Source organism: Salisaeta longa DSM 21114, assembly GCF_000419585.1.
GTDB classification, from domain to species: domain Bacteria; phylum Bacteroidota; class Rhodothermia; order Rhodothermales; family Salinibacteraceae; genus Salisaeta; species Salisaeta longa.
On record NZ_ATTH01000001.1, the window covers coordinates 2,161,121 to 2,182,147 of the forward strand.

A 21,027-nucleotide genomic window follows, 5' to 3' on the forward strand; every position below is an offset into this window, starting at 1 on the left:
CGGCACCGGAGCTATGATAGCCGCTAGCTGCGTCGTACGCAACCTTACTGACTGCTGCGGCTTACATTTTATATCGTACGCTTGCTCCTTCTGTCGTTTCCGAAAAAGTAACAGCCGCCCTTGCGAACGGGCGTTTTGCATGTGATCTTTACCAAGCATCATGTCCTGGCGCCGGTGTTGCCGTATGCCCAACGCCACTGGAGCGGCGCTGTCATAATGCAGAAAACCGCCGCCCCGGATGAACGGCCACGCACAGCCCGCGACAGGTTTTCAAACAGAGCCTAAAATCCTTGTAGGCCCCGGTGGAGCCCTCAACACTGCCGCACGTGGGTCGTACCTATTAAAGTGGCGCGTGCCTGCCTGCGGATGCACCGGGCACGTTCACCCCAATCTTCTCAAACCAACCACGACACGTTTATGCCTATCAAACTCGGCATTAATGGCTTTGGCCGCATCGGCCGCCTGGTCTTTCGCTCCATTCTTGAGCGCGATACCGACGCCTTCGACATCGTTGGCATCAACGACCTGACCGACGCCCACACGCTGGCCACCCTCTTCAAGTACGACTCGACGCACGGCGTATACCCCGGCGACGTCACGCTTGAGGGCGACGAACTGGTGGTTGACGGCGATCGCTTCACCGTCTTTAGCGAGCGCGATCCGGCCAACCTCCCCTGGGGCGACCTCGACTGCGACGTGGTCGTGGAGTCGACCGGCGTCTTTCGCACCCGCGAGGGCGCACAGAAGCACATCGCCGCGGGCGCCCAAAAGGTCGTGATCAGCGCGCCGGCCAAGAGCGAAGTGGACGCCACGGTGGTGCTGGGCGTGAACGACGACATCCTGACCGGCGACGAGACCATCATCTCGAACGCGAGCTGCACCACCAATTGCCTCGCGCCCCTCGTGAAGGTGCTGGACGATGCCTTCGGGATTGAGCACGGCCTCATGACCACCGTGCATGCTTACACCTCGTCGCAGAACATTGTGGATGGCCCGCACAAAGACCTGCGCCGTGCGCGCACCGCGGCCGAGTCGATCATCCCGACGACCACCGGCGCCGCAAAGGCGGTGGAGCTGGTGCTCCCGCACCTCGAAGGCCGCCTCGACGGCATGGCCATGCGCGTGCCCACGCCGGATGGATCGATCACCGACCTCACCGCTGAGCTGAGCGAAGACGTTTCCATCGAAGCGGTTAATGAGGCGTTTGCGGAAGCCGCCGCGGGCCGCATGCAGGGCGTCCTGGAATACAGCGAAGCCCCGCTGGTCTCGCGCGACATCATCCACAACCCTCACTCGTGCATCTTCGATGCGCCGTCCACCATGAAGAGCGGTCCGCTCGTTAAGGTGGTGGGCTGGTACGATAACGAATGGGGCTACGCCAGCCGCACCGTGGATGCCGTACAGGCCCTCATGGATGCCGCCGCGTAATGCCTCCGCTCCTACTGCCCGTTTCGCCGTGCCGCTGCACGCCCGAAACGGGCAGTTTTGTTTTTCCTCTGACCGCTTCTTTCCCCCATGCCAAAGTTAACGCTTGACGACCTCGACGTGCACGGCAAGCGCGTGCTGGTGCGCGTCGACTTCAACGTGCCCCTCAAAGAAAACGACGACGGAAGCCCCCGCGTGGCCGACGACACACGCATCCGGGCCGCCTTGCCGACCATCCGGCACATTTTAGACCACGGCGGCAAGGCCATCTTGATGAGCCACCTGGGCCGGCCCGGCGGGCAACCCGATCCGTCGCTGAGCCTTGCGTGCGTCGCCGACCACCTCGGCACGCTCATCGACGAGCGCGTGCGGTTTTCGAGCAACACCGTGGGCGACACCGTGAACGAGGTCATCAACGGCATGGCCAACAAGAGCGTGATCTTGCTGGAAAACACGCGCTTCGATCCCGGCGAGAAGTCGAACGACCCGGCGTTCGCGAAAGCCCTGGCCGCGCTGGCCGACCTGTACGTCAACGATGCGTTCGGCGCGGCCCACCGCGCGCATGCCTCCACTGCGGGGGTCGCCGAGTTTGTAGAGACGGCTGCCATGGGCCGCCTCATGGAACGCGAGCTGAAGGTGCTTACCGGCGTGCGCGACAACCCCGAGCACCCGGCCGTTGCCATCCTGGGCGGCGCAAAGGTGTCCGACAAGATGGGCGTGGTCCGCACCCTCTCGGGCGTCGTGGATGACATCCTCATTGGCGGTGCCATGACCTACACCTTCCTCAAGGCCGCCGGCCACGACGTGGGCACCTCGCGCGTGGAGGAGGACCGCCTCGACCAGGCCGAGGCGCTGCGCGATGGCGCGGGCGATGTGCTGCACCTCCCGAGCGACCATGTGGTGGCCCCGGAATTCGCGGCCGACGCGCCGGCCACCACGGTGGACGGCAACGACCTGCCCGACGACCAGATGGGCCTCGACATTGGCCCGGCCACCATCCAGCAGTACAGCGAGCGCATCCACAACGCCCGCACCATCATCTGGAACGGCCCCATGGGCGTCTTTGAAATGGATGCCTTTGCCACCGGCACGCGGGCCATTGCCGAAGCGGTGGCCGAAGCCACCGACAACGGCGCGTTCTCTGTTGTGGGCGGCGGCGACTCGGTGGCCGCGCTCGCCGAGGCGGGGTACACCGAACGCGTCAGTCACGTGTCTACTGGCGGCGGCGCCATGCTCACGCTGCTCGAAGGCAGCCCCCTGCCCGGCGTAGAGGCCCTCTCCGACCAGTAATTCGACCTGTACTGCTTAGTCGCCACCTGCATGCTTGCCCAACTGCAACAATTCACCGACCGCCTCACCGACGTCGGCCTCTGGCAGACCCTGCTTACCACCGGGCTGCGCATTGCCGTTATCCTGGTGCTAGCGGTGGTGGGGCTCCGCCTGATCAAGCGCTTTACCAACAGCTGGACCGAACGGAGCCAAGACCTGGAAAAAGACAACCCCCGGCGGCTGCGCATCGCCACGCTCAGCAACCTCATCCAGTCCGCGGCCCACTACATCATCTGGCCGCTGGCGCTCATCATGATACTGAGCGAGGTAAACATCGACGTGGGCGCGCTCCTGGCTACGGCCGGCATCGCCGGACTCGCCGTGGGCTTTGGCGCGCAGACGCTCGTCAAAGACGTCATCAGCGGCATCTTCCTCCTGTTCGACGACATCATTCACGTGGGCGACCTCGTGCGGATGGGCAACGAGACGGGCACCGTCGAGGAGATTGGCGTACGCCTCATCAAAATCCGCAAGTTCGATGGCGAGCTTCTCATGGTGCCTGCCGGCGACCTCCGCACCTTCGGTAACAAAAACATCGGCTTCGCGCGGGCCATCGTGGAAGTGGGGCTGTCGTATGACCAAGACATCGACGCCATCTTGCCCATCATGGAGCATGTGGCCCGAAGCTGGGCGGAGGTGAACCAGGCCATTCTGCTAGAAGAAGAGCCGCAGGTGCAGGCTATTACTCTCATGGGCGACTCGTCGCTCACCGCCCGCATCGTGGTGCAGGTGAAGCCCGGCGAACAGTTTGCCGCCGAGCGCGACCTGCGCGTCCGGTTGAAGCGGGCCTTCGACGAACACGAGGTGACGATCCCCTTCCCACAACGCACGCTGCGCATCATCAACGATGAAGAGAAGCCGCCGCGCGCGCCGAAGGCCGCCGCCGACCAAGAAGCCCCCGGCACGGCCGCACCCGACGGCGCCTCCGATTAGGCGCTGCCTACCTCCCTCTCGCGGGCACGCCTTCGCCTCCCCCAGGGCGTGCCTCCTTCCTCACCCTCTTTCTGCTTCATGGTCTACTCCAGCCCCGACGCGCTCGACTTTCAGCTCGCGGATTGCCCCGCACTGCCCGCTCCGCAGCGCGCCCTCCTTACCACACCGGCCTACTTCGACGTCGCGTACGTCATCAATCCACACATGGAGGGCCACGCGGGCACCGTCAACAAAGATGTGGCGTGGCAACAGTGGAAGGCGTTGCGCGCCACGTACACGGCCCTCGATTTTGAGCCGCTCGTGCTCGACGGTGTCGAAGGCCTACCCGACATGGTGTTTTGCGCCAACCAGACGCTGCCCTACCGCCGGCCCAACGGCACCCGCGGCGTCGTTTTAAGCCGGATGCACGCCCCCCAGCGCGCCGACGAGGTGGCCCATTACGCCGACTTTTTGGGCCGCCACGGCTACGAAGTGACGCCGTTGCCAGACGCCGTCGACTCCGACTTTGAGGGCATGGGCGATGCCATCTGGCACCCGAACCGCTACCTGCTGTGGGGCGGCTACGGCTTCCGCACCGACCGGGCGGCCTACGAGGCCCTTGCCGAACTTTTGGATGTGCGCGTGCTGGCCCTTCGCCTCCACGACCCCGACTTCTACCACCTCGACACGTGCTTCAGCGTCCTCAGCGAGGATACGGTGCTGATCTACCCCGACGCGTTTGATGCTGCGAGCTGCGATCTCATCCACGCCCTGTTTGCCAACGTGCTGGAGGCGCCTGGCCACGAAGCCCGCGAGCTTTTTGCGTGCAACGCGCACTGCCCCGACGGCACGCACGTCATCATTCAGGAAGGGTGCACGGGCACAAACGCCCGCCTCTCGGCCGCCGGGTTTGTGCCGGTGCCGGTGGATACCAGCGAGTTCTTGAAGTCGGGCGGCTCGGTGTTTTGCATGAAGCAGATGCTCTTTTGAGCGCGGCCCGTGACTGTCTCCGTTGTCATTCCCACGCTGAACGAGGCGGCGTGCCTGCCGGCTACGCTACGCCGTGTGCACGCACAGCCCGGTCCTGTGGACGTGACGGTGGTGGATGGCGGCTCGACCGATGATACGTGCGCGATTGCGGCGTCGATGGGCGCTTCGGTCGTGCGCGGGCCGCGGCGGGGACGCGCGCATCAGATGAACCACGGCGCGGCCCACACCACGGGCGACGCGCTCCTCTTTCTGCATGCCGATACGCTCCTGCCGCCGCGTGGCCTTTCGCCGGTGCGCCGGGCCCTCGCGTCGCACGCTGCGGGCATCTTCCGCCTTTCGTTCGACGTCGCCCATCCGCTGCTGCGGCTGTACGCCTGGTGCACGCGGCTCCCATGGGTTCGCCTCTGCTTTGGCGACCGCGGGCTGTTCGTCCGGCGCACGGCCTTCAACGCCGTGGGCGGCTTTCCGCCATGGCCCATCTTTGAGGACCTGGAGCTTGCCGCGCGCCTGCACCGCCACGGCCCCTTCGCCTTCCTCCCCCAGGCCGTCACCACCTCGGCGCGGCGCTTTGAGCGCCACGGGCTGCTGCGGCAACAGCTCCAAAACGCCCGCCTGTGGATGGGCTACTGCCTCGGCGCCTCGCCCGAGCGGCTAGCCGCCCACTACCGCTACGACGACTGACGCGCCGCGCGTGCATTGCGGCCGCGCAGCAAACCAAAAACGCCCGCCGCGCGAGCGCGCAACAGGCGTTGAACTGGCGGAGAGGGAGGGATTCGAACCCTCGAAACCGGTATCCCGGTTTACTCCCTTAGCAGGGGAGCGCCTTCGACCGCTCGGCCACCTCTCCAAAACTATGTGCGATGCGTAGACGGCTCGCCATGCCGTCCGTTCCCGCTACTACGCATTTTCGAGGGCTTCTGCGCCGCTCGTGATGTCCAGAATTTCCATCGTGATGGCATCCTGACGCGCCCGGTTGTACTTCAGCGTGAGCTCCTCGATGAGCTCCTCGGCGTTGGACGTGGCGTTGTCCATCGCAATCATGCGGGCGCCCTGCTCCGACGCGTTCGATTCGAGCAGCGCGCGCCACACCTGGTACTCCAAGAAGCGCGGCACGAGGGCTTCTAGGATGGTCTCCGGACGCGGCTCAAAGATGTAGTCGACGCCCGTGCCGTTTGTCGATTCGTGCACATCCACCGTCTCGGCCTCCTCCGCCATCACCGGCGTCTGAAAGCGCTCCTCGGGGATGGGGAGCAACGGCTCGGCGATGAGGTTCTGCGAAATGGTGTTTTTGAACTCGTTGTACACCATCTGCACCTCGTCCCACAGGCCCCGCTCGTAGCCCTCCACCGCGTCGTCGATGATGCGCCGGGCGAGGTCCACCGACAGCCCGTCAAATACGTTGCGGTAATCGCCCACCAGCTGGTAATCGCGGGCCGCGAAGTGCTCGTGGCCCTTGCGCCCTACGCACAGCACGTAGAGCCCGCCGTTGCGCTTCTGCTCGGCATACTCATTGGCAATCAGCGTCTCGGCCGTCTTGATGGCGTTGGCGTTAAACGCGCCGGCGAGGCCGCGGTCGGCCGTGATGACGACGACAAGCGCGCCCTCCACCGATTCGCGGGCCGCGAAGAAGGGGTGCGCCGTCGGGTCGAGCTCCGACTGCAGGTGGTCGATGATGTCCCGAATCTTGTAGGCGTAGGGGCGGGTGTTAAAGATCCGCTCCTGGGCCTTGCGCAGCTTGGCCGCGGCCACCATTTTCATGGCGCGGGTCACCTGCTTGGTGTTCTCGATCGAATCGATCCGGTTGCGTATGTCGCGAAGGTTCGCCATGTGCGTCGCGCATCAAAAGGCTACAGGGAAACAAACGGGCGCTTACGCCAGCACGTCTTCGGTGTCGTCTTCGTCTTCCTCGACGTAGATCGGCACGAGGTCTTCGGCCACCGACGCGAAGGTCTCTTTCATCTCGTCGGTCCACGTGCCCTCGCTGCTGATCTCTTCGAGCAAATCGCCGTGCTGCAGCCGCAGGCGTTCGAGGTACTCGTCCTCAAACGCGGTGATCTTCTCAACCGGCACCTCGTCGAGCATGCCTTCGATGGCCACGTAGATGATGCCCACCTGCTCGCCCACCGAGCGCGGCGAGAACTCGTCCTGCTTCAGGATTTCCACCAGGCGTTCGCCCCGGTTGAGCTGGCGCTGCGTCGAGGGGTCGAGGTCGGAACCAAACTTCGCAAAGGCCTCAAGCTCGCGATACTGCGAGAGGTCGATACGCAGCGTACCGGCGACCTTCTTCATGGCCCTCACCTGGGCCGAGCCGCCCACGCGGCTCACCGAGATCCCGACGTCAATGGCCGGGCGCACGCCCGAGTTGAACAGGTCGACGTCGAGGTAAATCTGGCCGTCGGTAATCGAGATGACGTTTGTAGGAATGTACGCCGACACGTCGCCCGCTTGCGTTTCGATAACGGGCAGCGCCGTGAGCGACCCGCCGCCCTTCACGCGGTCCTTCAGGCCCTCCGGCAGGTTGTTCATCTGCGAAGCAACCTCTTGGTTGTCGATGATCTTCGCGGCGCGCTCCAGCAAGCGGCTGTGCAGGTAGAACACATCGCCCGGGTAGGCTTCGCGGCCCGGCGGACGGCGCAGCAAGAGCGACAGCTCGCGGTAGGCCACGGCCTGCTTCGAGAGGTCGTCGTAGCCAACCAGCGCATGACGACCGGTGTCGCGGAAGAACTCGCCGATGCAAGCCCCAGCAAACGGCGCCACGTACTGCAGCGGCGTCGGCATGGAGGCCGACGCATTCACGATGACAGTGTACTCCATCGCGCCGTTTTCTTCCAGCGCGCGCCTTACCTGCGCCACGGTGGAGTCCTTCTGCCCCACGGCCACGTACACGCAGTACACCGGCTTGTCGGTGTCGTGCGTTTCCTTCTGGTTGATGATCGTGTCGATGATAACGGCCGTCTTTCCCGTCTGGCGGTCGCCAATGACGAGCTCACGCTGGCCGCGCCCAATCGGAATCATCGAGTCGATCGACTTGATGCCGGTCTGCAGCGGCTCCTCCACCGGCTGGCGATAGATCACGCCTGGCGCCTTGCGCTCCAGGGGCAAATCTACTGTCTCGCCCTCGATGGGGCCTTCGCCGTCCATCGGGTTGCCCAGCGGGTCGATGACGCGACCCAGCAGGTTTTCGTTCACCGGGATGGACGCAATCTTGCCGGTACGGCGGGCTTCATCGCCCTCTTTTACCGCGTCGACGCCGCCAAAGAGAATGACGCCCACATTGTCTTCTTCAAGGTTGAGCACCATGCCCTCGACGCCGCTGTCGGGAAACTCCACCAGCTCGCCGGCCTGCACGTTCGAGAGGCCGTAGAGGGTTGCAATGCCGTCGCCGGCCTGCAGCACCGTGCCTACTTCGTAGACGTCGGCGTCGGCCTCGAAGCCACCCAATTCGCGCTTCAGGACGGACGTTACTTCATCCGGTCGGATTGCCGTTGACATAACTGTTTCGGATCAAAAACCAAAGGGTACGTGGGTACAAAAGGGGCGCTACTGTGCCGTCGCGCCGTTTGCAGAAGGCGTGGCCGTCGTGTGACGGAAGCGCTCGCGCAGGGCCGCCAGCTTGTGCTTGATGCTGCCATCGAACACGCGGTCGCCAATGCGCACCACCAGGCCGCCCATAAGCCCCGGATCGTGGCGCACGGTAAGGCGCACCTGCTGGCCGGTTTTGCTTTCCAGCGCTTCCAGGAGCGTGGCGCGGGCGTCGTCGTCGAGCGGCTGGGCGCTGCGGGCTTCGACCTCCACAATGCCTTCCTGCTCGTCGCGCAGGGCGTGGTACTGCTGCAGGATGGCGGCAAGCATGCCCTCACGGTCGTTCGTGATGAGCAAGCGCACAAACCGAAGCGTCAGCGCGTGCACGCGATCTTCGAGCAGTGCGCCGGTGACCGCGTGCTTTTTTTCTTGCGACACCACGGGGCTTTCATACAAACGCTGCAGCGCGTCGACCGACGCGAGGCTCTCGCGCAGCATGGCCACATCGTCGTCCACCGTGTCAACAACGCCTTGGTCGGACGCCTCTTCATATAGCGCCGTTGCGTAGCGTCGGGCAACTGTACGTGCACTCATAGCAACAACAGGAAAGGGTGAAAGCGGCGGAGCGGCTTAGTTTTGGGGCAGCTCGTCGATAAAGTCGTGCACCAGCTTGCGCTGCCGCTCGCCATCGAGATCGTCGCGCACCACCTTACTGGCCGCTTCGATGGCCAGGTCGGCCACTTCGTCGCGGAGTTCTTGGAGGGCACTTTGCTTCTCGCGTTCGATGTCGGCGCGGGCTTGCTCCTTCATCGCGTCGATTTCCTGCCGAATCTTGGCCTTTTCCTCCTCGCGCAAGTCTTCGGCGGCGTCGCGGGCCTCGCGCAGGATCTTCTGCGCCTCTCGTTCGGCTTCGCGGCGGGCCTTCTTGTTTTCGGCCTGCACTTGCTTGGCCTCCTGCAGCGCCTCTTCGGCGCGGCGAATGGAGCTATCGATCTCTTCTTCGCGCTCTTCCAGCGCATTCGTGATCGGGCCCCATCCAAATTTGTACAGGATGTAGAGGAAGATCAAAAACGCAATGATCTTCAGCAGGATAAATCCTGGATTGACGTCAATAAGGCTTTGCGCGAGAATCATAGCAGGCACGCAATGGCAGAAATCGGTACGGGATGAAAGGCGTGCGCTGGCGGGGCGCACAAGCGCCCGCACCAGGAATACACTACGCACGACGAGGGGCTACCGGCCCGCCGAAGCGGGATGCAGCCCCGGCACTACGCGGGCCGCGGCTTACTTGAGCAGCACGAGCAGCAGGCAGATGATGAGGCCAATCAGGGCCACACCCTCAATGAGCGCGGCGGAGAGAATCATGAGGCCGCGGATGTCATCGGCCGCTTCGGGCTGGCGGGCGGCGCCGTCCATCGAGGAGCTGGCGAGCCAACCGATGCCAAGGCCGGCCCCAATCGTGGTAACACCGGCACCAAGGCCTGCGGCGAGGTATGCAAGAGCAGCTGGATCCATGAGTCTAAGTCAGGTTGAGGAACGTCGGAAATACGAATCGAAAAAGTGGTACGGCGAGCCCAGCAGCGCCTTAAGCGGCTACGGGCTCACCAACGTGCGTGTCTCGCTCGAACGAGCGATCTTCGCGGAGCTCAGGTGTAACGGCTCCGGTGTCGTGCGTCTCGTCCATCTCGGGGAGATGGCCTTCTTCGCCGTGATGCTCTTCAACGGCCATGCCAATGTAGACGGCCGAGAGCGCGGTAAAGACGTACGCCTGTATGAAGGCAACCAGCAACTTAAGCAGCAAGACGAACACCGTGAATCCCACGCTAAAGATGGTGGTTACCCAGGCGGCGGACGGGCCCATGAGGGTCTTCATGATGAAGACCAGGCTAAGGAAGCTGAAAATGACCAGCGCGCCGCCGAGCATGTTGGCAAACAGACGAACCGCAAGCGCAAGGTGGCGCGCCAGCAGTCCGATAATTTCAATGGGTACGAGGATGATGCGCACAAAGATGGGCGCATCGGAAGGGCCGGTGAACAGGTGCTTGAAGTGATCGGCCGAGCCGTACACCTGCCCAATGACGAGTGTCATGACGGCGAGCGCCGCGGTGGCCGCGATGTTTGAGGTGGCCGCGCCAAAGAACGGCACCAGCCCCAGGATATTCGCGACGAGAATGAAGAAGAAGGCGCTCAGCAGAAAGGGCATGAACGTTCGGTACTTGTCGCCAAGGTTGGGCTTGGCGACGTCGTCGCGGATGAACACGACCATCACTTCCATCATGTTCTGGAAGATGCCGTGCGGGGCTTCGTTGCGCCCCACGCCTTCCTTGTAGCGCTGGGCGAGCGGCAGGAAGACGAGCAGCACCACAAGCATTGCGATGATGCCGAACACGAAGTGCCGCGTCGGCGAGAAGTCGAGGACGATGCTACCACCGGCCCGCTTAATTTCTGAGTGGAGATGATCGCCGGCCGCGAGGGCCTCGTTCAGCAGTTCGGGCGTTGTGGTCGTGATGAGGTCCTCGTTGGAGGCGCCGTGTGCGCTGCTGCCGTGGCCCCCGCCGTGGCCGCCCGCGGATGCACCTGCAGCGGGCGCAGCGGATGCGGCGGTGTCGGCCGGGGCGTGATGCGGCACCAACCCGTAGACGCCCGACTTGAGCGCGGCCTTCGTGGAGGCGTAGGCGTCGAGCGTAAGGCTTCCATCGGCGGTGCGGGCCAAAAAGACGCGCGGCAGCTCCACCTTGCCCAAAAAGTACAGGCTGATGTAGTTGCCATCGGCGGCGTGTCCGATGATCTCGTTGTTGACGATCTCTGTCACCGTCAGCTCGCCTTCGCCGTCGGCCGCGTGCACGGCAGCCGGCGACGCGAAAAGCATCAGCGCAAGGGCCAAGAAGCCGAAGCGCGCGGTATGTCCAAGTCGGTTACTCATCATGGCACAGCCAGGAAAATCGTTGCGGCAAGATAAAGTCCTCAAGCAAGCAGCGCCGCGAAGCCGCACGGCCCTCGGTTGCTATGATTGGTCTTTCGATTCAACAGAAGACGTCGCGCGGTACATATGCCATACCTCGAAGACCAGCAGGGGCACGAGCAAACCCACCAACACGCCCACAAACAGATTTACGCGCACCGGCACCAGCGCAACCACAAGGCCCAGCAGCAGAAGTACGAGCATCATGCGCAGCAGCAAGCCGCCCAGCGCAAACAGCAGGAAGCCCTGCATGGTGGAGGCCTGCAGCGCCAGCTGATGACTTAGCGCGCGCAGACCGCCGTGCAGCGCTGCCAGCCCACCGCCCAACACAACACTTAGCACAGCGGGATCAAGCATAGCGGGTTGCAGCACGTGGCGTATGCATCATGCATATGCCGCAGCGTCTCTGTTGGATGTTGAAGCTAACAACAGATGCGGTGGAGGACTTGTGAAGAGCGGTGAATAATGAATGAAAGGGCCAAGGCACGCCGATTCGGGCTACGATCGCGGCGACGATTGGCCCGACGCGAGGTCGCGGCTCACGCGGGTCAGCGTGAGCCCTGCGGCGGCCACGCCCAACGCGGCGCCCACCAGTAAAAGCCACGGCGTCGTTCCCCAGCGGGCGTCGGCCCAGTAGCCCGCCACGGGCGGCGCCACCAGCGCAAACGCGAGCCGCCACCCAAGGTCCAGGTACGGCATCACCTCGCGCAGGGCACTCCGCCATGCGTCCAGGTCGCCTTTGGTCGTCCGATCGGATGGCTCAGGCTCTGACGAGCCCGGCGCGTCGTCGTGCTCCACGGGCTTACGAGGCGTTCTTTTTTGGGGTATCGGCAGACGCGGTGGCCTTCTTCGCCTGCTTGGCATCCGACGACGAAGACTTTTGAGCCGAGGATGCCGTGCCGGCGCCGGCCGCTTTGCCACTGTCGTCTTCTTTGAGTGGCGGCTCGGCCTCCGACTGCTCGCCCATGTGGCACTCGCCGTTGAACGTAGCGCCTTCTTCCACCACCAGCCGGCCGGCGTGAATCACGCCGTCGACCTGCGCCGAGCTCTTGAGCACCAGACGCTCCTGGATAAACAGCTCGCCCGATACGGTGCCCGCGATGTCGGCATTGGTGGCATGCACCTCGCCGTCCACCGCGCCGCTCTCGGCCACAATGGCCCGGCCCTGCACGCGCAGCGTACCCAGGATACGACCGCTCGCGCGCACGTCGCTCTCGGCGCGCACCGTACCTTCAAAGGTGGTGCCCTCCCCCACGAGGTTCAATTGATCAGAGCTCACGGTACGGCTGTTCTGTTTCGCCATTGTCTTCTTTTTTTTGTCGTTGCTACCAAAAAGCGCCATATCGAGACGTACACACGTAAAAATAAGTGAACCACCAAACACCCAGGCGGGGGAGCGGCCTGCGGCCGGTGCAATGCGCTACCAACCTGCAAAATACGGACGAGGATCCTGCGCGAGCCCATTGCGCCACAGCTCAAAGTGCAAATGCGGCCCGGAGGTAATCTCGCCGGTGTTGCCGGTTACGGCGATGGGCTCATACGCCCGCACCTGGTCGCCCACACGCTTCAGCAGGCGCTTGTTGTGCTTGTACACCGACACGTAGCCGTCGGCGTGCTGCACCGCAATGGTGTATCCGCCCTGCTGCGTCCAGTCTGCGAGAATGACGTAGCCCGGCCCCACAGACTGCACCATAGTGCCCTCCTTCACCGCGATGTCGATGGCATAGTGACCGGCGCGCGCGTCAAAACCACGTGTCGGAAAGCCCTTCACCACCGGCGGAGCCATCGGAATTTGAAGCGCGGGCAACACCTGCCCCGTGGCCTGCGTGGCGCCGCCCGCTGTTACCGTGAAGGCCGGCTGGGCATGCGCCGTTGCACGCCCGCTAGGTCCCGCACGTTGCTGTTGCGGTTGCTGCACCGCCGTTGGCTCATCGGCGGCCGCCGCGGACGAGCGCGCACCATCGGTACCGCTAGCCGCCGGCGGCTTGATCGCTCCCGTCATAAGCGCCCGCAGCTGATCGACATACGCTTGTTGCACCGCCAACGAATCTTTGAGCGCGGCCACGCGAAGCGCACTCAGGCGCGCCTGGCGTTTTATTTTGGGCGTATCGTATCCCGGGATCAGGTGGCGGGCCGGCGTAAAGGCCATCACGGCCACCGCCACGAGCACCGCGCTAACGAGTGTGCCCAGCCATATGGCCACGAGCCGGCGGGGCACCAGCTCGTAGTGATGCGCCGGCCCAGGGTCGTCCGACCGCATCAAAACAACCGTGTGCAGCGCGTCCGGAAAGCGGATAAGGTCCTTGAGTAACGCCCACATGCATGCATCAGGCTAAGTGATAAAGAATCGCACAGGCACGGGCCCTTCGGCCACACGCTCGCCCGCTCAGCACAGTCGGCTGTACGACCGGGCGAACGCCTTCGTTGCATCCTTACACAACAGCAAGCCCGTGGCGCACGCTGCGTCTTGCTTGTTCGTGGCTATCCACACGGCAACGCTGCGTTCCCCCATCGCAATGGCGCATCACGTGCCCCGTAGCAGCAACGATACGACCGCAACGAATTGCATACACCATTTGTCAGATAACAGCCGCGTCACAGTTTTAATGAACGTCTACCCGAGCGCAGGGTTAAGCCGTATCGATGACCCGCGCGCCCCCTCGGGGTCAACGTCCTGTTTTTCCTACTCGCTACACAGAATCATGATACATCAACGATCAACCACAAGGGGATGGACCGCGCTGGTAGCGCTTTTCTTCTTCGCCTTTACGCTCACGGCCTGCGACGGCGACGACGGGCCTGTGGCCCCCCCCACGCAAGGCACGAGCATTGCTGACCTGTTGGCCCAAACCAGCGACCTGAGCACCCTGCAAGCGGCCGTAGAGGCTGCCGGCCTTACCAGTACGTTCGAAGCCGATAATGACAGCGACGATGGCGATGAGGAGGGCGACGACGAGACCACCTACACGGTGTTTGCTCCGAATAATGCTGCTTTCGCGAGCGTTGCGGTCGATCCGCTCCTTGCCAATAACAACCTGCTGACGAAGGTGCTTACCTACCACGTAGTTGAAGGCACCGTCACGTCCGACGAACTCTCGGACGGTCAGACCATCGAAACGCTGCAAGGCGCACAGCTCATCGTCTCGATTGAGAATGGCACCGTGCGCATCAATGGCGCCACCGTGGTAACGCCCGATGTGGAAGCCGATAACGGCGTTGTTCACATCATTGACGGCGTGCTGCAGCGCCACCTGACCATCACCGAGCGGGCCACCATCACCCCGCAGGTGCAGGTGCTGGTGCAAGCCATTGCCGCTGCCGGGCTGGGCGATGACCTGAACGGCGACGGCCCCTTCACCGTCTTTGCGCCCATTGACGACGCGGTGAATGCCCTAACGGTGGATGCCTTGCTCGATAACACCAACCTGCTTGGATCCATTTTGCAATATCATGTGGCCGCTGGCGAAACCACATCGGGCGAACTCTCCGATGGCCAGACCATCACCACCTTGCAGGGCGACGAGCTAACGATTGCCATTGACGGCGAGACCGTGCGGGTCAACGGCGCAACGGTTGTGGCTGTGGATATTCCATCGAGCAACGGCGTCATCCACCTGATCGACCGGGTGCTGCTCGAAAACCGGACGGCCTACGAGCGCATCCGCTCCACCGATGCGACGCAGACGCTCGCCGATGCGGTTGAGGATGCCGGCCTGACGGACACGCTGAACGATCCGCAGGCAACCTACACCGTCTTTGCGCCGAATGAGAGCGCCTTTGAAGGTGTGGACCTGAGCGGGCTGTCGCAGCAGCAGTTGCAAGACATCCTTACGTACCACGTCATCCCCGATGCTGCGGTGGCTTCGTCACAGATCAGCGATGGGCAAACCGCCCAAACGGTTGAAGGCAGTGACGTGACGTTTGCCGTGAACAACGACGGCGTCTTCGTGAACGATGCGCAAGTGGTGGCGCCCGACTTTGGCGTGAGCAATGGCATCGTGCACCGCATCGACGGCGTCCTGATGCCGCCCAGCATGCAATCGGCGGTTGACGTCACCGTGACGCTCGACAACGTGGGCGCCTCGGCCTGGGAAGTGACGAGCGTAGACGGCGCAACGGGCGTTTCGAGCGGAGGCGAAAACCCCACCCTCACGCTCACCGTAGGCACGCGCTATCGCTTCGTAAACAACGGCGGCGGGGCCCACCCGTTGGGTTTCCAGAATAGCGCCGCTGAGTACCTGCTCAGCCAGGCCGATGGCCAAACCGGCAGTCTGGAAGGCGATCCCGACATCAACTACCAGGAAGATGGCGAGGGTGTAACCTTCACCTACACGCAAGCCCTGGCGGATGCTGTGGCTACGTATCGCTGCACGGTACACGGCAGCATGGAAGGGTCGGTGAACACCAACTGACGCCTGACGCGCTTCTTACAGATGCGCTTCACGCCAACGCCCCGGGGCCCGCGCGGCCTCGGGGCGTTTTGCGTGCACGTGCGGCCGCGGCTACCGCATCGGTCAGCTTCGTATGTTGAACTGTGGTTGCTTCATCCATGTGTAATCATATGGAACTGCGCGTGAACACAGGCCTGGGCGTTGGGAAAGTAGTCCGTGCGGCCTACCTTGTCTCGTGTCCGTTGGCCCCTCTTTTTCATTGACCTGTGCCGCCTTCCGATGATTGACCGCTATACCCGCCCTGAGATGGGCCGCCTGTGGAACGAACGCGCCAAATTTCAATCGTGGCTCGACGTTGAGCTTGCCGCCTGCGCGGCCTGGAGCGAGATCGGCGCCATTCCGGAGGATGATGTGCGGGCCCTCTACGAGAATGCCGACTTCGACGTTGCGCGCATCAAAGAAATCGAGCGCGCGACCAAGCACGACGTGGTGGCCTTTACGCGGGCCGTGAGCGAGACGCTGGGGCCAGAGCGCAAGTGGGTGCACTACGGCCTCACCTCCACCGATGTGGTGGACACGGCCTACATGGTGCGCCTCAAAAAGGCCAACGGCATGATTCGCACGCAGCTCGACGGCTTGATTGACGCCCTCGCCGCGAAGGCCCGCGCCCACAAGCACACGCTTACGATGGGCCGCACCCACGGCGTACATGCCGAGCCCACCACCTTTGGCCTGAAGATGGCCCGCTTCTACGACGAGATGACGCGCCAGCGCGATCGCTTCGAACGAGCGGCCGAAGAGATGCGTGTGGGCAAACTCTCGGGCGCCGTAGGCACGTTTGCGCACATTCCGCCGGAGGTGGAGCGCATGACGTGCGAGCGCCTCGGCCTGAAGCCCGCCCCCATCTCCACCCAGGTACTCTCGCGCGACCGGCACGCGCACTACCTGAGCGTGCTCGCCGGCATTGGGGCCTCCCTCGAAAAGATGGCCGTCGAGGTACGCCACCTGCAACGCAGCGAGGTGCGCGAGGTCGAGGAGTCGTTTGGGAGCGGACAAAAGGGCTCGTCGGCCATGCCGCACAAACGCAACCCCGTGGGCTCCGAGAACATCACCGGCTGCGCCCGGCTGCTGCGCGGCTACATGGTCTCGGAAATGGAGAACGTGGCGCTGTGGCACGAGCGCGACATCAGCCACTCGTCCGTCGAGCGCGTGGTGCTGCCCGATGCCACCACCATCCTGCACTACGCCTTGCGCCGCTTCGCAGGCATCATCGAAAACCTTGTGGTGTACGAGGATACGATGCGCGACAACATGGAGCGCACCTACGGCCTCTACAACAGCCAGCGCCTCATGCTCAAGCTCATCGACAAGGGCCTGACCCGCGAGGAGGCCTACGACCGCGTGCAGCCGCTGGCCATGCAGGCCTGGGAAGAGCAGCGGCCGTTCGAAGACATTGTGGCCGGGGCCGACACCATCACCGAATACCTCTCGGCCGAGGCCATCGAGGAGACGTTCGACCCGTCGTACCATGTGCGCAACGTCGATCTGCTCTTTGAGCGGGTGGGCCTTGCGTAACACTACCGCTCCCGCGCCTACGTATCTACGCGAGTCCCTCCAACGACCATGCGCCCCGCATGAGCTACCTTCCCATCGAAGACTACGGCCTCATCGGCAACATGCGCACCTCGGCGCTGGTGGGCCGCAACGGCTCTATCGACTGGCTGTGTTGGCCGCACGTCGACAGCCCGAGCGTGTTTGCGCGGATCTTGGACGACGACATCGGCGGCCACTTTCAGATTGCGCCCGACCCCGATCACGTCACCAAGCGGCAGGTGTACTGGCCCGACACCAACGTGCTCATCACCCGCTTTTTGGCGGAGGGCGGTGTGGCGGAAGTGATCGACTACATGCCGGTGGGCCTCTCCGATGATCATCCGCAGCAGCGCGCGCTCATCCGGCGGGTGGAAATGATTCGTGGCGCGCTGCCGCTGCGCGTGGTGTGCCAGCCTGCCTTCGATTATGCGCGGGCGTCGCACCGGGCCCGCGAGACGTCGGAGGGCGTCCTCTTTGCAAGCGACGACCTCACGCTGGAGCTCTCGGCCTCGGTGCCGCTCACAACCGATGATGGCGCTGCGCGCACCCGCCTAAACCTCCGCGCCGGCGAACGGGCCGCCTTCGTCTTGCGCGAGGCCAACGCCTCGCCCGCGCCCATCTCCTGCGAGGCCGAAGGCGCGCTCCTCGACCAAACGCTCACCTACTGGCGCTCGTGGCTCAGCCAGTCGACCTACACCGGCCGCTGGCGCGAGCAGGTGCACCGGTCGGCACTGGCGCTCAAGCTGCTCACGTTCGAGCCCACCGGCGCCATCGTGGCCGCGCCCACCATGGGCCTGCCCGAAGCTGTGGGCGGCGTGCGCAACTGGGACTACCGCTACACCTGGCTCCGCGATGCCGCCTTTACGGTGTATGGCCTGCTGCGCATCGGCTTTACCGAAGAGGCGGCGGCCTTTATGGAATGGCTTGCCGATCGCTGCCGCGCGAGCGACGACGGCACGCTTAACATCCTGTATGATGTGCGCGGCGGCACCGACCTCACCGAAACCACCCTCGACCACCTGGACGGATACCGCGGCTCCTCGCCGGTGCGCCGGGGCAACGCTGCCACCGATCAGCTGCAGCTCGACATCTACGGGGAGGTGATGGATGCTGTGTACCTGAGCAACAAGTACCATGCGCCCATTGCGTACGACTTCTGGACCGACCTGCAGCAGGTGGTTTCGCAGGTGTGCGAGCGATGGGCCGAACCCGACGACGGCATCTGGGAGGTGCGCAGCGGCCGCGAGCAGTTTACGTACTCGAAGCTCATGTGCTGGGTGGCCCTCGACCGCGCGCTGCGGCTGGCCGATAAACGCTCCTTCCCGGCCGACCGCCAGCAGTGGCGCGACTGCCGCGATGCCATCTATCAATCCGTGATGGAGCAGGGGTGGAGCGAGGAGCGCCAGGCCTTTGTGCAGCACTTTGGCAGTCAAGCGCTCGATGCGTCGCTGCTCACCATGCCGCTCGTCTTCTTTATGGCCCCCAACGACCCGCGCATGACGCGCACCCTCGACGCGATGCTGCAGGACCCGTCCGATGGCGGGCTCGTGTCGGATAGCCTCGTGTACCGCTACGACCAGGCGCGCGTAGACGATGGCTTGCCGGGCGAAGAGGGCTCCTTTAACATGTGCACGTTCTGGATGGTGGAAGCGCTCGCCCGCGCCGGCCGCACCAACCCGAAGCGCCTCGACCGCGCACGCCTCATGTTCGAGAAGATGCTGGGCTACGCCAACCACCTCGGCCTGTTTGCCGAAGAAACGGGCGCACGCGGCGAAGCGCTCGGCAACTTTCCCCAAGGCTTTACCCACCTGGCCCTCATCAGTGCGGCCTTCAACCTCGACCGCACGCTCGAAGGACGCCTGTACGGCACGGGCCAAAGCGGATAGCCGCTTACGCCGTCGACGGCTGCTCGGCCTGTTCGCGGAGCTGCTCGGCCTGCGCGTGGCCCAGGTAGCGGTCCATGGCCCAGTGCGCGGCGTAGATGATGGGCGTGATGCCGATGGCAATGACGAACTTGTAGCTGTAGTTGAAGAGCGTGATTGCCAGAATCTCTTGCACCGTGAGCTGCCCGGCAAACGCCACCGAAAGCACAATGAGCGTGTCGATGAATTGCGACCCGAAGGTGGAGCCGGTTGCGCGCAGCCACAAGTACTTCCCTTCCGTAAGGCCGCGCAGCCAGTGAAAGAGGGTGATGTCGGCCAGTTGGCCCAGCAGGTAGGCGGTGAGGCTGCCCACGATGATGCGCCCCGACGCGCCAAACACCGTATCGAAGGCCGCGTCGGGCACCGGCGAGGTCGTCGCCTCGGGCACGGCCATGGCCAGCTGTAGCAAGCCAAACTCAAACACGATCATCGCCATGCCCACGTACGTCACAAAGCGGATGCCCTTCTTCCCGTAGTACTCGTTGAGCACGTCCGTCACGATAAACGTAACCGGAAACGCGAGCACGCCGGCCGTCATCGTCACCGACGTAAACGATTGCCCAAAGAGATGCAGCGTAAACGGCAGCTCGAATGCCGTAAAAAACTTGCTGGCGGTTGCCTCGGCAATGACGAGCGCCGTGATGAAGATGGCCGCACAGATCACGTAGAGTTTCTGCGGGCGCGTCAGTTCGTACGCGGTGCGCATGGGCAGACGTGGGCATGAGCAACAAACACACCACCGCTACAAGAGGCCCCATGCGCCGTTCCAGCGCGTCAACTTCGTTACGGCGCCTGGGTTACGACACGCCCACCGATTGCCGCGTCGAGGCCGCGGCCAGCGCAAACGAGAAGGTCGACCCCTCGCCCGGCGCGCTCTCCACATGCAGCGTCTGGTTGTGTGCCCCTAGGATGTGCTTCACGATGGCCAGCCCCAGGCCGGTGCCGCCCTGGTTGCGCGAGCGGCTTTTGTCGACCCGGTAGAAGCGCTCGGTCAGTCGCTCGATATGCTCCGGCGCAATGCCAATGCCGTCGTCCGCCACGGCAAACCGCACCTGTTCCTCGGCCGCCTGCACCCGCACTGTCACGTGCCCGCCGCTTTCGGTGTACTTGATGGCGTTGTCGGTGAGATTGAGCACCACCTGCCGGATGCGCTCGCGGTCGCCGTAGGCCACCAGCGGGTCGCCCGGCAGCGCGCTATGCAGCACGATGTCCTTCTGGTCGGCCTTCATTTCCAGCGACTCCACCACTTCGCGCACCACCGCGTTGGCCTCGAAGGGCGCGGCCGACATCTCCAGCGCGCCCGTCTCGATGCGCGCGATGTCCGACAAGTCGCGGGCTAGATGGTCGAGGCGTTGCACGTTGCGCAGGATTTTCTCCAGGAACACGCGGTTGACGGTCGGGTCGTTGAGCGCGCCGTCGAGGAGCGTCTCGGTAAAGCCCTGCACGGTAAAGATGGGCGTTTTCAGCTCGTGCGACACGTTGCCGATAAACTCGCGGCGGTAGTGCTCCATCTGCTTCAACTCGCGGATGGTTTGCTGCATGCGCTGCCCGGTGCGATGCACCGACGCCAGCAGCCGACTCAGCTCATCGCCCGCGGGCGGCGGCGCGTCGTCGGCAAACGCTTCGAACCGCTGATCCCGCAGCGCGTGCAAGAGCGCATCGGCACGGGCCAGCCGGCGCGCCCACATCACGTGCGTAGCGCCGTACATGAGCCCGCCCGCGCCTACCACCAGCGCCACCAGCGCCCCGGTGGATGCGTTCAGCAGCACGCCCGCAACCAGCGCGCCCGCCGCGGCTACAGCGGCCATCACGAGCCCCAGCCGCAACGGCGCCTGCGACCCTTCTGCTTCCCTTTCGTGTTCCATACAGGTTCGTTGCCTTTTCGAAAACTGTGGGCGATGGCACCTTTGCACGCGCGCAGAGATCCCGCGGCCCGTGATTATAACATAGGGCTAACGCATCGCTTCCGCAGCCCCGTACA

General features: G+C 63.9%; 20 protein-coding genes and 1 tRNA gene. 8 read left to right on the forward strand and 13 right to left on the reverse strand.

Going from position 1 to position 21,027, the window contains the following annotated elements; genetic code table 11:
- Positions 1–417 precede the first annotated feature (417 nt).
- The 5 genes from gap (at position 418) to SALLO_RS0108975 (ending at position 5,337) form a co-directional block, all read left to right on the forward strand.
- The gene (gene gap / locus SALLO_RS0108955) at positions 418–1,428 is read left to right on the forward strand and encodes a type I glyceraldehyde-3-phosphate dehydrogenase (RefSeq protein ID WP_022835969.1); all 1,011 of its coding nucleotides are present in this window, start codon (positions 418–420) and stop codon (positions 1,426–1,428) included.
- Between the two features lie 87 nt (positions 1,429–1,515).
- Complete coding sequence (locus SALLO_RS0108960) at positions 1,516–2,715, forward strand: phosphoglycerate kinase (protein ID WP_022835970.1); 1,200 nt, start codon at positions 1,516–1,518, stop codon at positions 2,713–2,715.
- Between the two features lie 30 nt (positions 2,716–2,745).
- The gene (locus tag SALLO_RS16275) at positions 2,746–3,687 is read left to right on the forward strand and encodes a mechanosensitive ion channel family protein (RefSeq protein ID WP_022835971.1); all 942 of its coding nucleotides are present in this window, start codon (positions 2,746–2,748) and stop codon (positions 3,685–3,687) included.
- Between the two features lie 78 nt (positions 3,688–3,765).
- Entirely contained in the window at positions 3,766–4,656 is an 891-nt protein-coding gene (locus tag SALLO_RS0108970; RefSeq protein WP_022835972.1) for a dimethylarginine dimethylaminohydrolase family protein, read from the forward strand.
- A gap of 9 nt (positions 4,657–4,665) precedes the next feature.
- Complete coding sequence (locus SALLO_RS0108975; protein ID WP_022835973.1) at positions 4,666–5,337, forward strand: TIGR04283 family arsenosugar biosynthesis glycosyltransferase; 672 nt, start codon at positions 4,666–4,668, stop codon at positions 5,335–5,337.
- A 74-nt stretch (positions 5,338–5,411) separates the two neighbouring features.
- Here the strand turns inward: SALLO_RS0108975 and SALLO_RS0108980 are convergent.
- From SALLO_RS0108980 to SALLO_RS0109030, 11 genes are all read right to left on the reverse strand, one after another.
- Positions 5,412–5,503: transfer RNA gene (locus SALLO_RS0108980), tRNA-Ser, on the reverse strand.
- A 50-nt stretch (positions 5,504–5,553) separates the two neighbouring features.
- A complete protein-coding gene (gene atpG, locus SALLO_RS0108985; protein ID WP_022835974.1) occupies positions 5,554–6,483 on the reverse strand; it encodes an ATP synthase F1 subunit gamma in 930 nt (309 codons plus the stop codon).
- Positions 6,484–6,525: 42 nt separating this feature from the next.
- Positions 6,526–8,148 carry a F0F1 ATP synthase subunit alpha gene (gene atpA, locus SALLO_RS0108990; RefSeq protein ID WP_022835975.1) on the reverse strand — a complete coding sequence of 541 codons (1,623 nt, stop codon included), beginning with the start codon at positions 8,146–8,148 and terminating at the stop codon, positions 6,526–6,528.
- A 48-nt stretch (positions 8,149–8,196) separates the two neighbouring features.
- Positions 8,197–8,772 carry an ATP synthase F1 subunit delta gene (gene atpH / locus SALLO_RS0108995; RefSeq protein ID WP_022835976.1) on the reverse strand — a complete coding sequence of 192 codons (576 nt, stop codon included), beginning with the start codon at positions 8,770–8,772 and terminating at the stop codon, positions 8,197–8,199.
- 36 nt (positions 8,773–8,808) lie between these two features.
- Positions 8,809–9,312 (reverse strand): F0F1 ATP synthase subunit B, encoded by a 504-nt coding sequence (atpF, locus tag SALLO_RS0109000; protein ID WP_022835977.1) that lies wholly within the window; start codon positions 9,310–9,312, stop codon positions 8,809–8,811.
- 150 nt (positions 9,313–9,462) lie between these two features.
- Positions 9,463–9,693, reverse strand: coding sequence for an ATP synthase F0 subunit C (atpE, locus tag SALLO_RS0109005; protein ID WP_022835978.1), 231 nt, complete (start codon positions 9,691–9,693; stop codon positions 9,463–9,465).
- A 70-nt stretch (positions 9,694–9,763) separates the two neighbouring features.
- Entirely contained in the window at positions 9,764–11,101 is a 1,338-nt protein-coding gene (gene atpB / locus SALLO_RS16280) for a F0F1 ATP synthase subunit A (protein WP_084696326.1), read from the reverse strand.
- 81 nt (positions 11,102–11,182) lie between these two features.
- Positions 11,183–11,497 (reverse strand): hypothetical protein, encoded by a 315-nt coding sequence (locus SALLO_RS0109015; protein WP_022835980.1) that lies wholly within the window; start codon positions 11,495–11,497, stop codon positions 11,183–11,185.
- Between the two features lie 141 nt (positions 11,498–11,638).
- Entirely contained in the window at positions 11,639–11,938 is a 300-nt protein-coding gene (locus SALLO_RS16285; protein ID WP_022835981.1) for an AtpZ/AtpI family protein, read from the reverse strand.
- A gap of 4 nt (positions 11,939–11,942) precedes the next feature.
- Entirely contained in the window at positions 11,943–12,419 is a 477-nt protein-coding gene (locus tag SALLO_RS16290; protein ID WP_228702797.1) for a bactofilin family protein, read from the reverse strand.
- A gap of 141 nt (positions 12,420–12,560) precedes the next feature.
- Positions 12,561–13,460 (reverse strand): M23 family metallopeptidase, encoded by a 900-nt coding sequence (locus SALLO_RS0109030; RefSeq protein WP_022835983.1) that lies wholly within the window; start codon positions 13,458–13,460, stop codon positions 12,561–12,563.
- A 382-nt stretch (positions 13,461–13,842) separates the two neighbouring features.
- Here SALLO_RS0109030 and SALLO_RS17800 point away from each other — a divergent pair, with 382 nt between their 5' ends.
- From SALLO_RS17800 to SALLO_RS0109045, 3 genes are all read left to right on the forward strand, one after another.
- Positions 13,843–15,552, forward strand: a complete 1,710-nt coding sequence (locus SALLO_RS17800; protein WP_022835984.1) for a fasciclin domain-containing protein — start codon at positions 13,843–13,845, stop codon at positions 15,550–15,552.
- Between the two features lie 258 nt (positions 15,553–15,810).
- Complete coding sequence (gene purB / locus SALLO_RS0109040; RefSeq protein ID WP_022835985.1) at positions 15,811–17,106, forward strand: adenylosuccinate lyase; 1,296 nt, start codon at positions 15,811–15,813, stop codon at positions 17,104–17,106.
- 59 nt (positions 17,107–17,165) lie between these two features.
- Positions 17,166–19,010 carry a glycoside hydrolase family 15 protein gene (locus SALLO_RS0109045; protein ID WP_022835986.1) on the forward strand — a complete coding sequence of 615 codons (1,845 nt, stop codon included), beginning with the start codon at positions 17,166–17,168 and terminating at the stop codon, positions 19,008–19,010.
- A 4-nt stretch (positions 19,011–19,014) separates the two neighbouring features.
- Here SALLO_RS0109045 and SALLO_RS0109050 read toward each other — a convergent pair whose 3' ends face one another.
- A complete protein-coding gene (locus SALLO_RS0109050) occupies positions 19,015–19,752 on the reverse strand; it encodes a queuosine precursor transporter (protein ID WP_022835987.1) in 738 nt (245 codons plus the stop codon).
- A 91-nt stretch (positions 19,753–19,843) separates the two neighbouring features.
- Entirely contained in the window at positions 19,844–20,911 is a 1,068-nt protein-coding gene (locus SALLO_RS0109055) for a sensor histidine kinase (RefSeq protein WP_022835988.1), read from the reverse strand.
- Between the last annotated feature and the right edge of the window lie 116 nt (positions 20,912–21,027).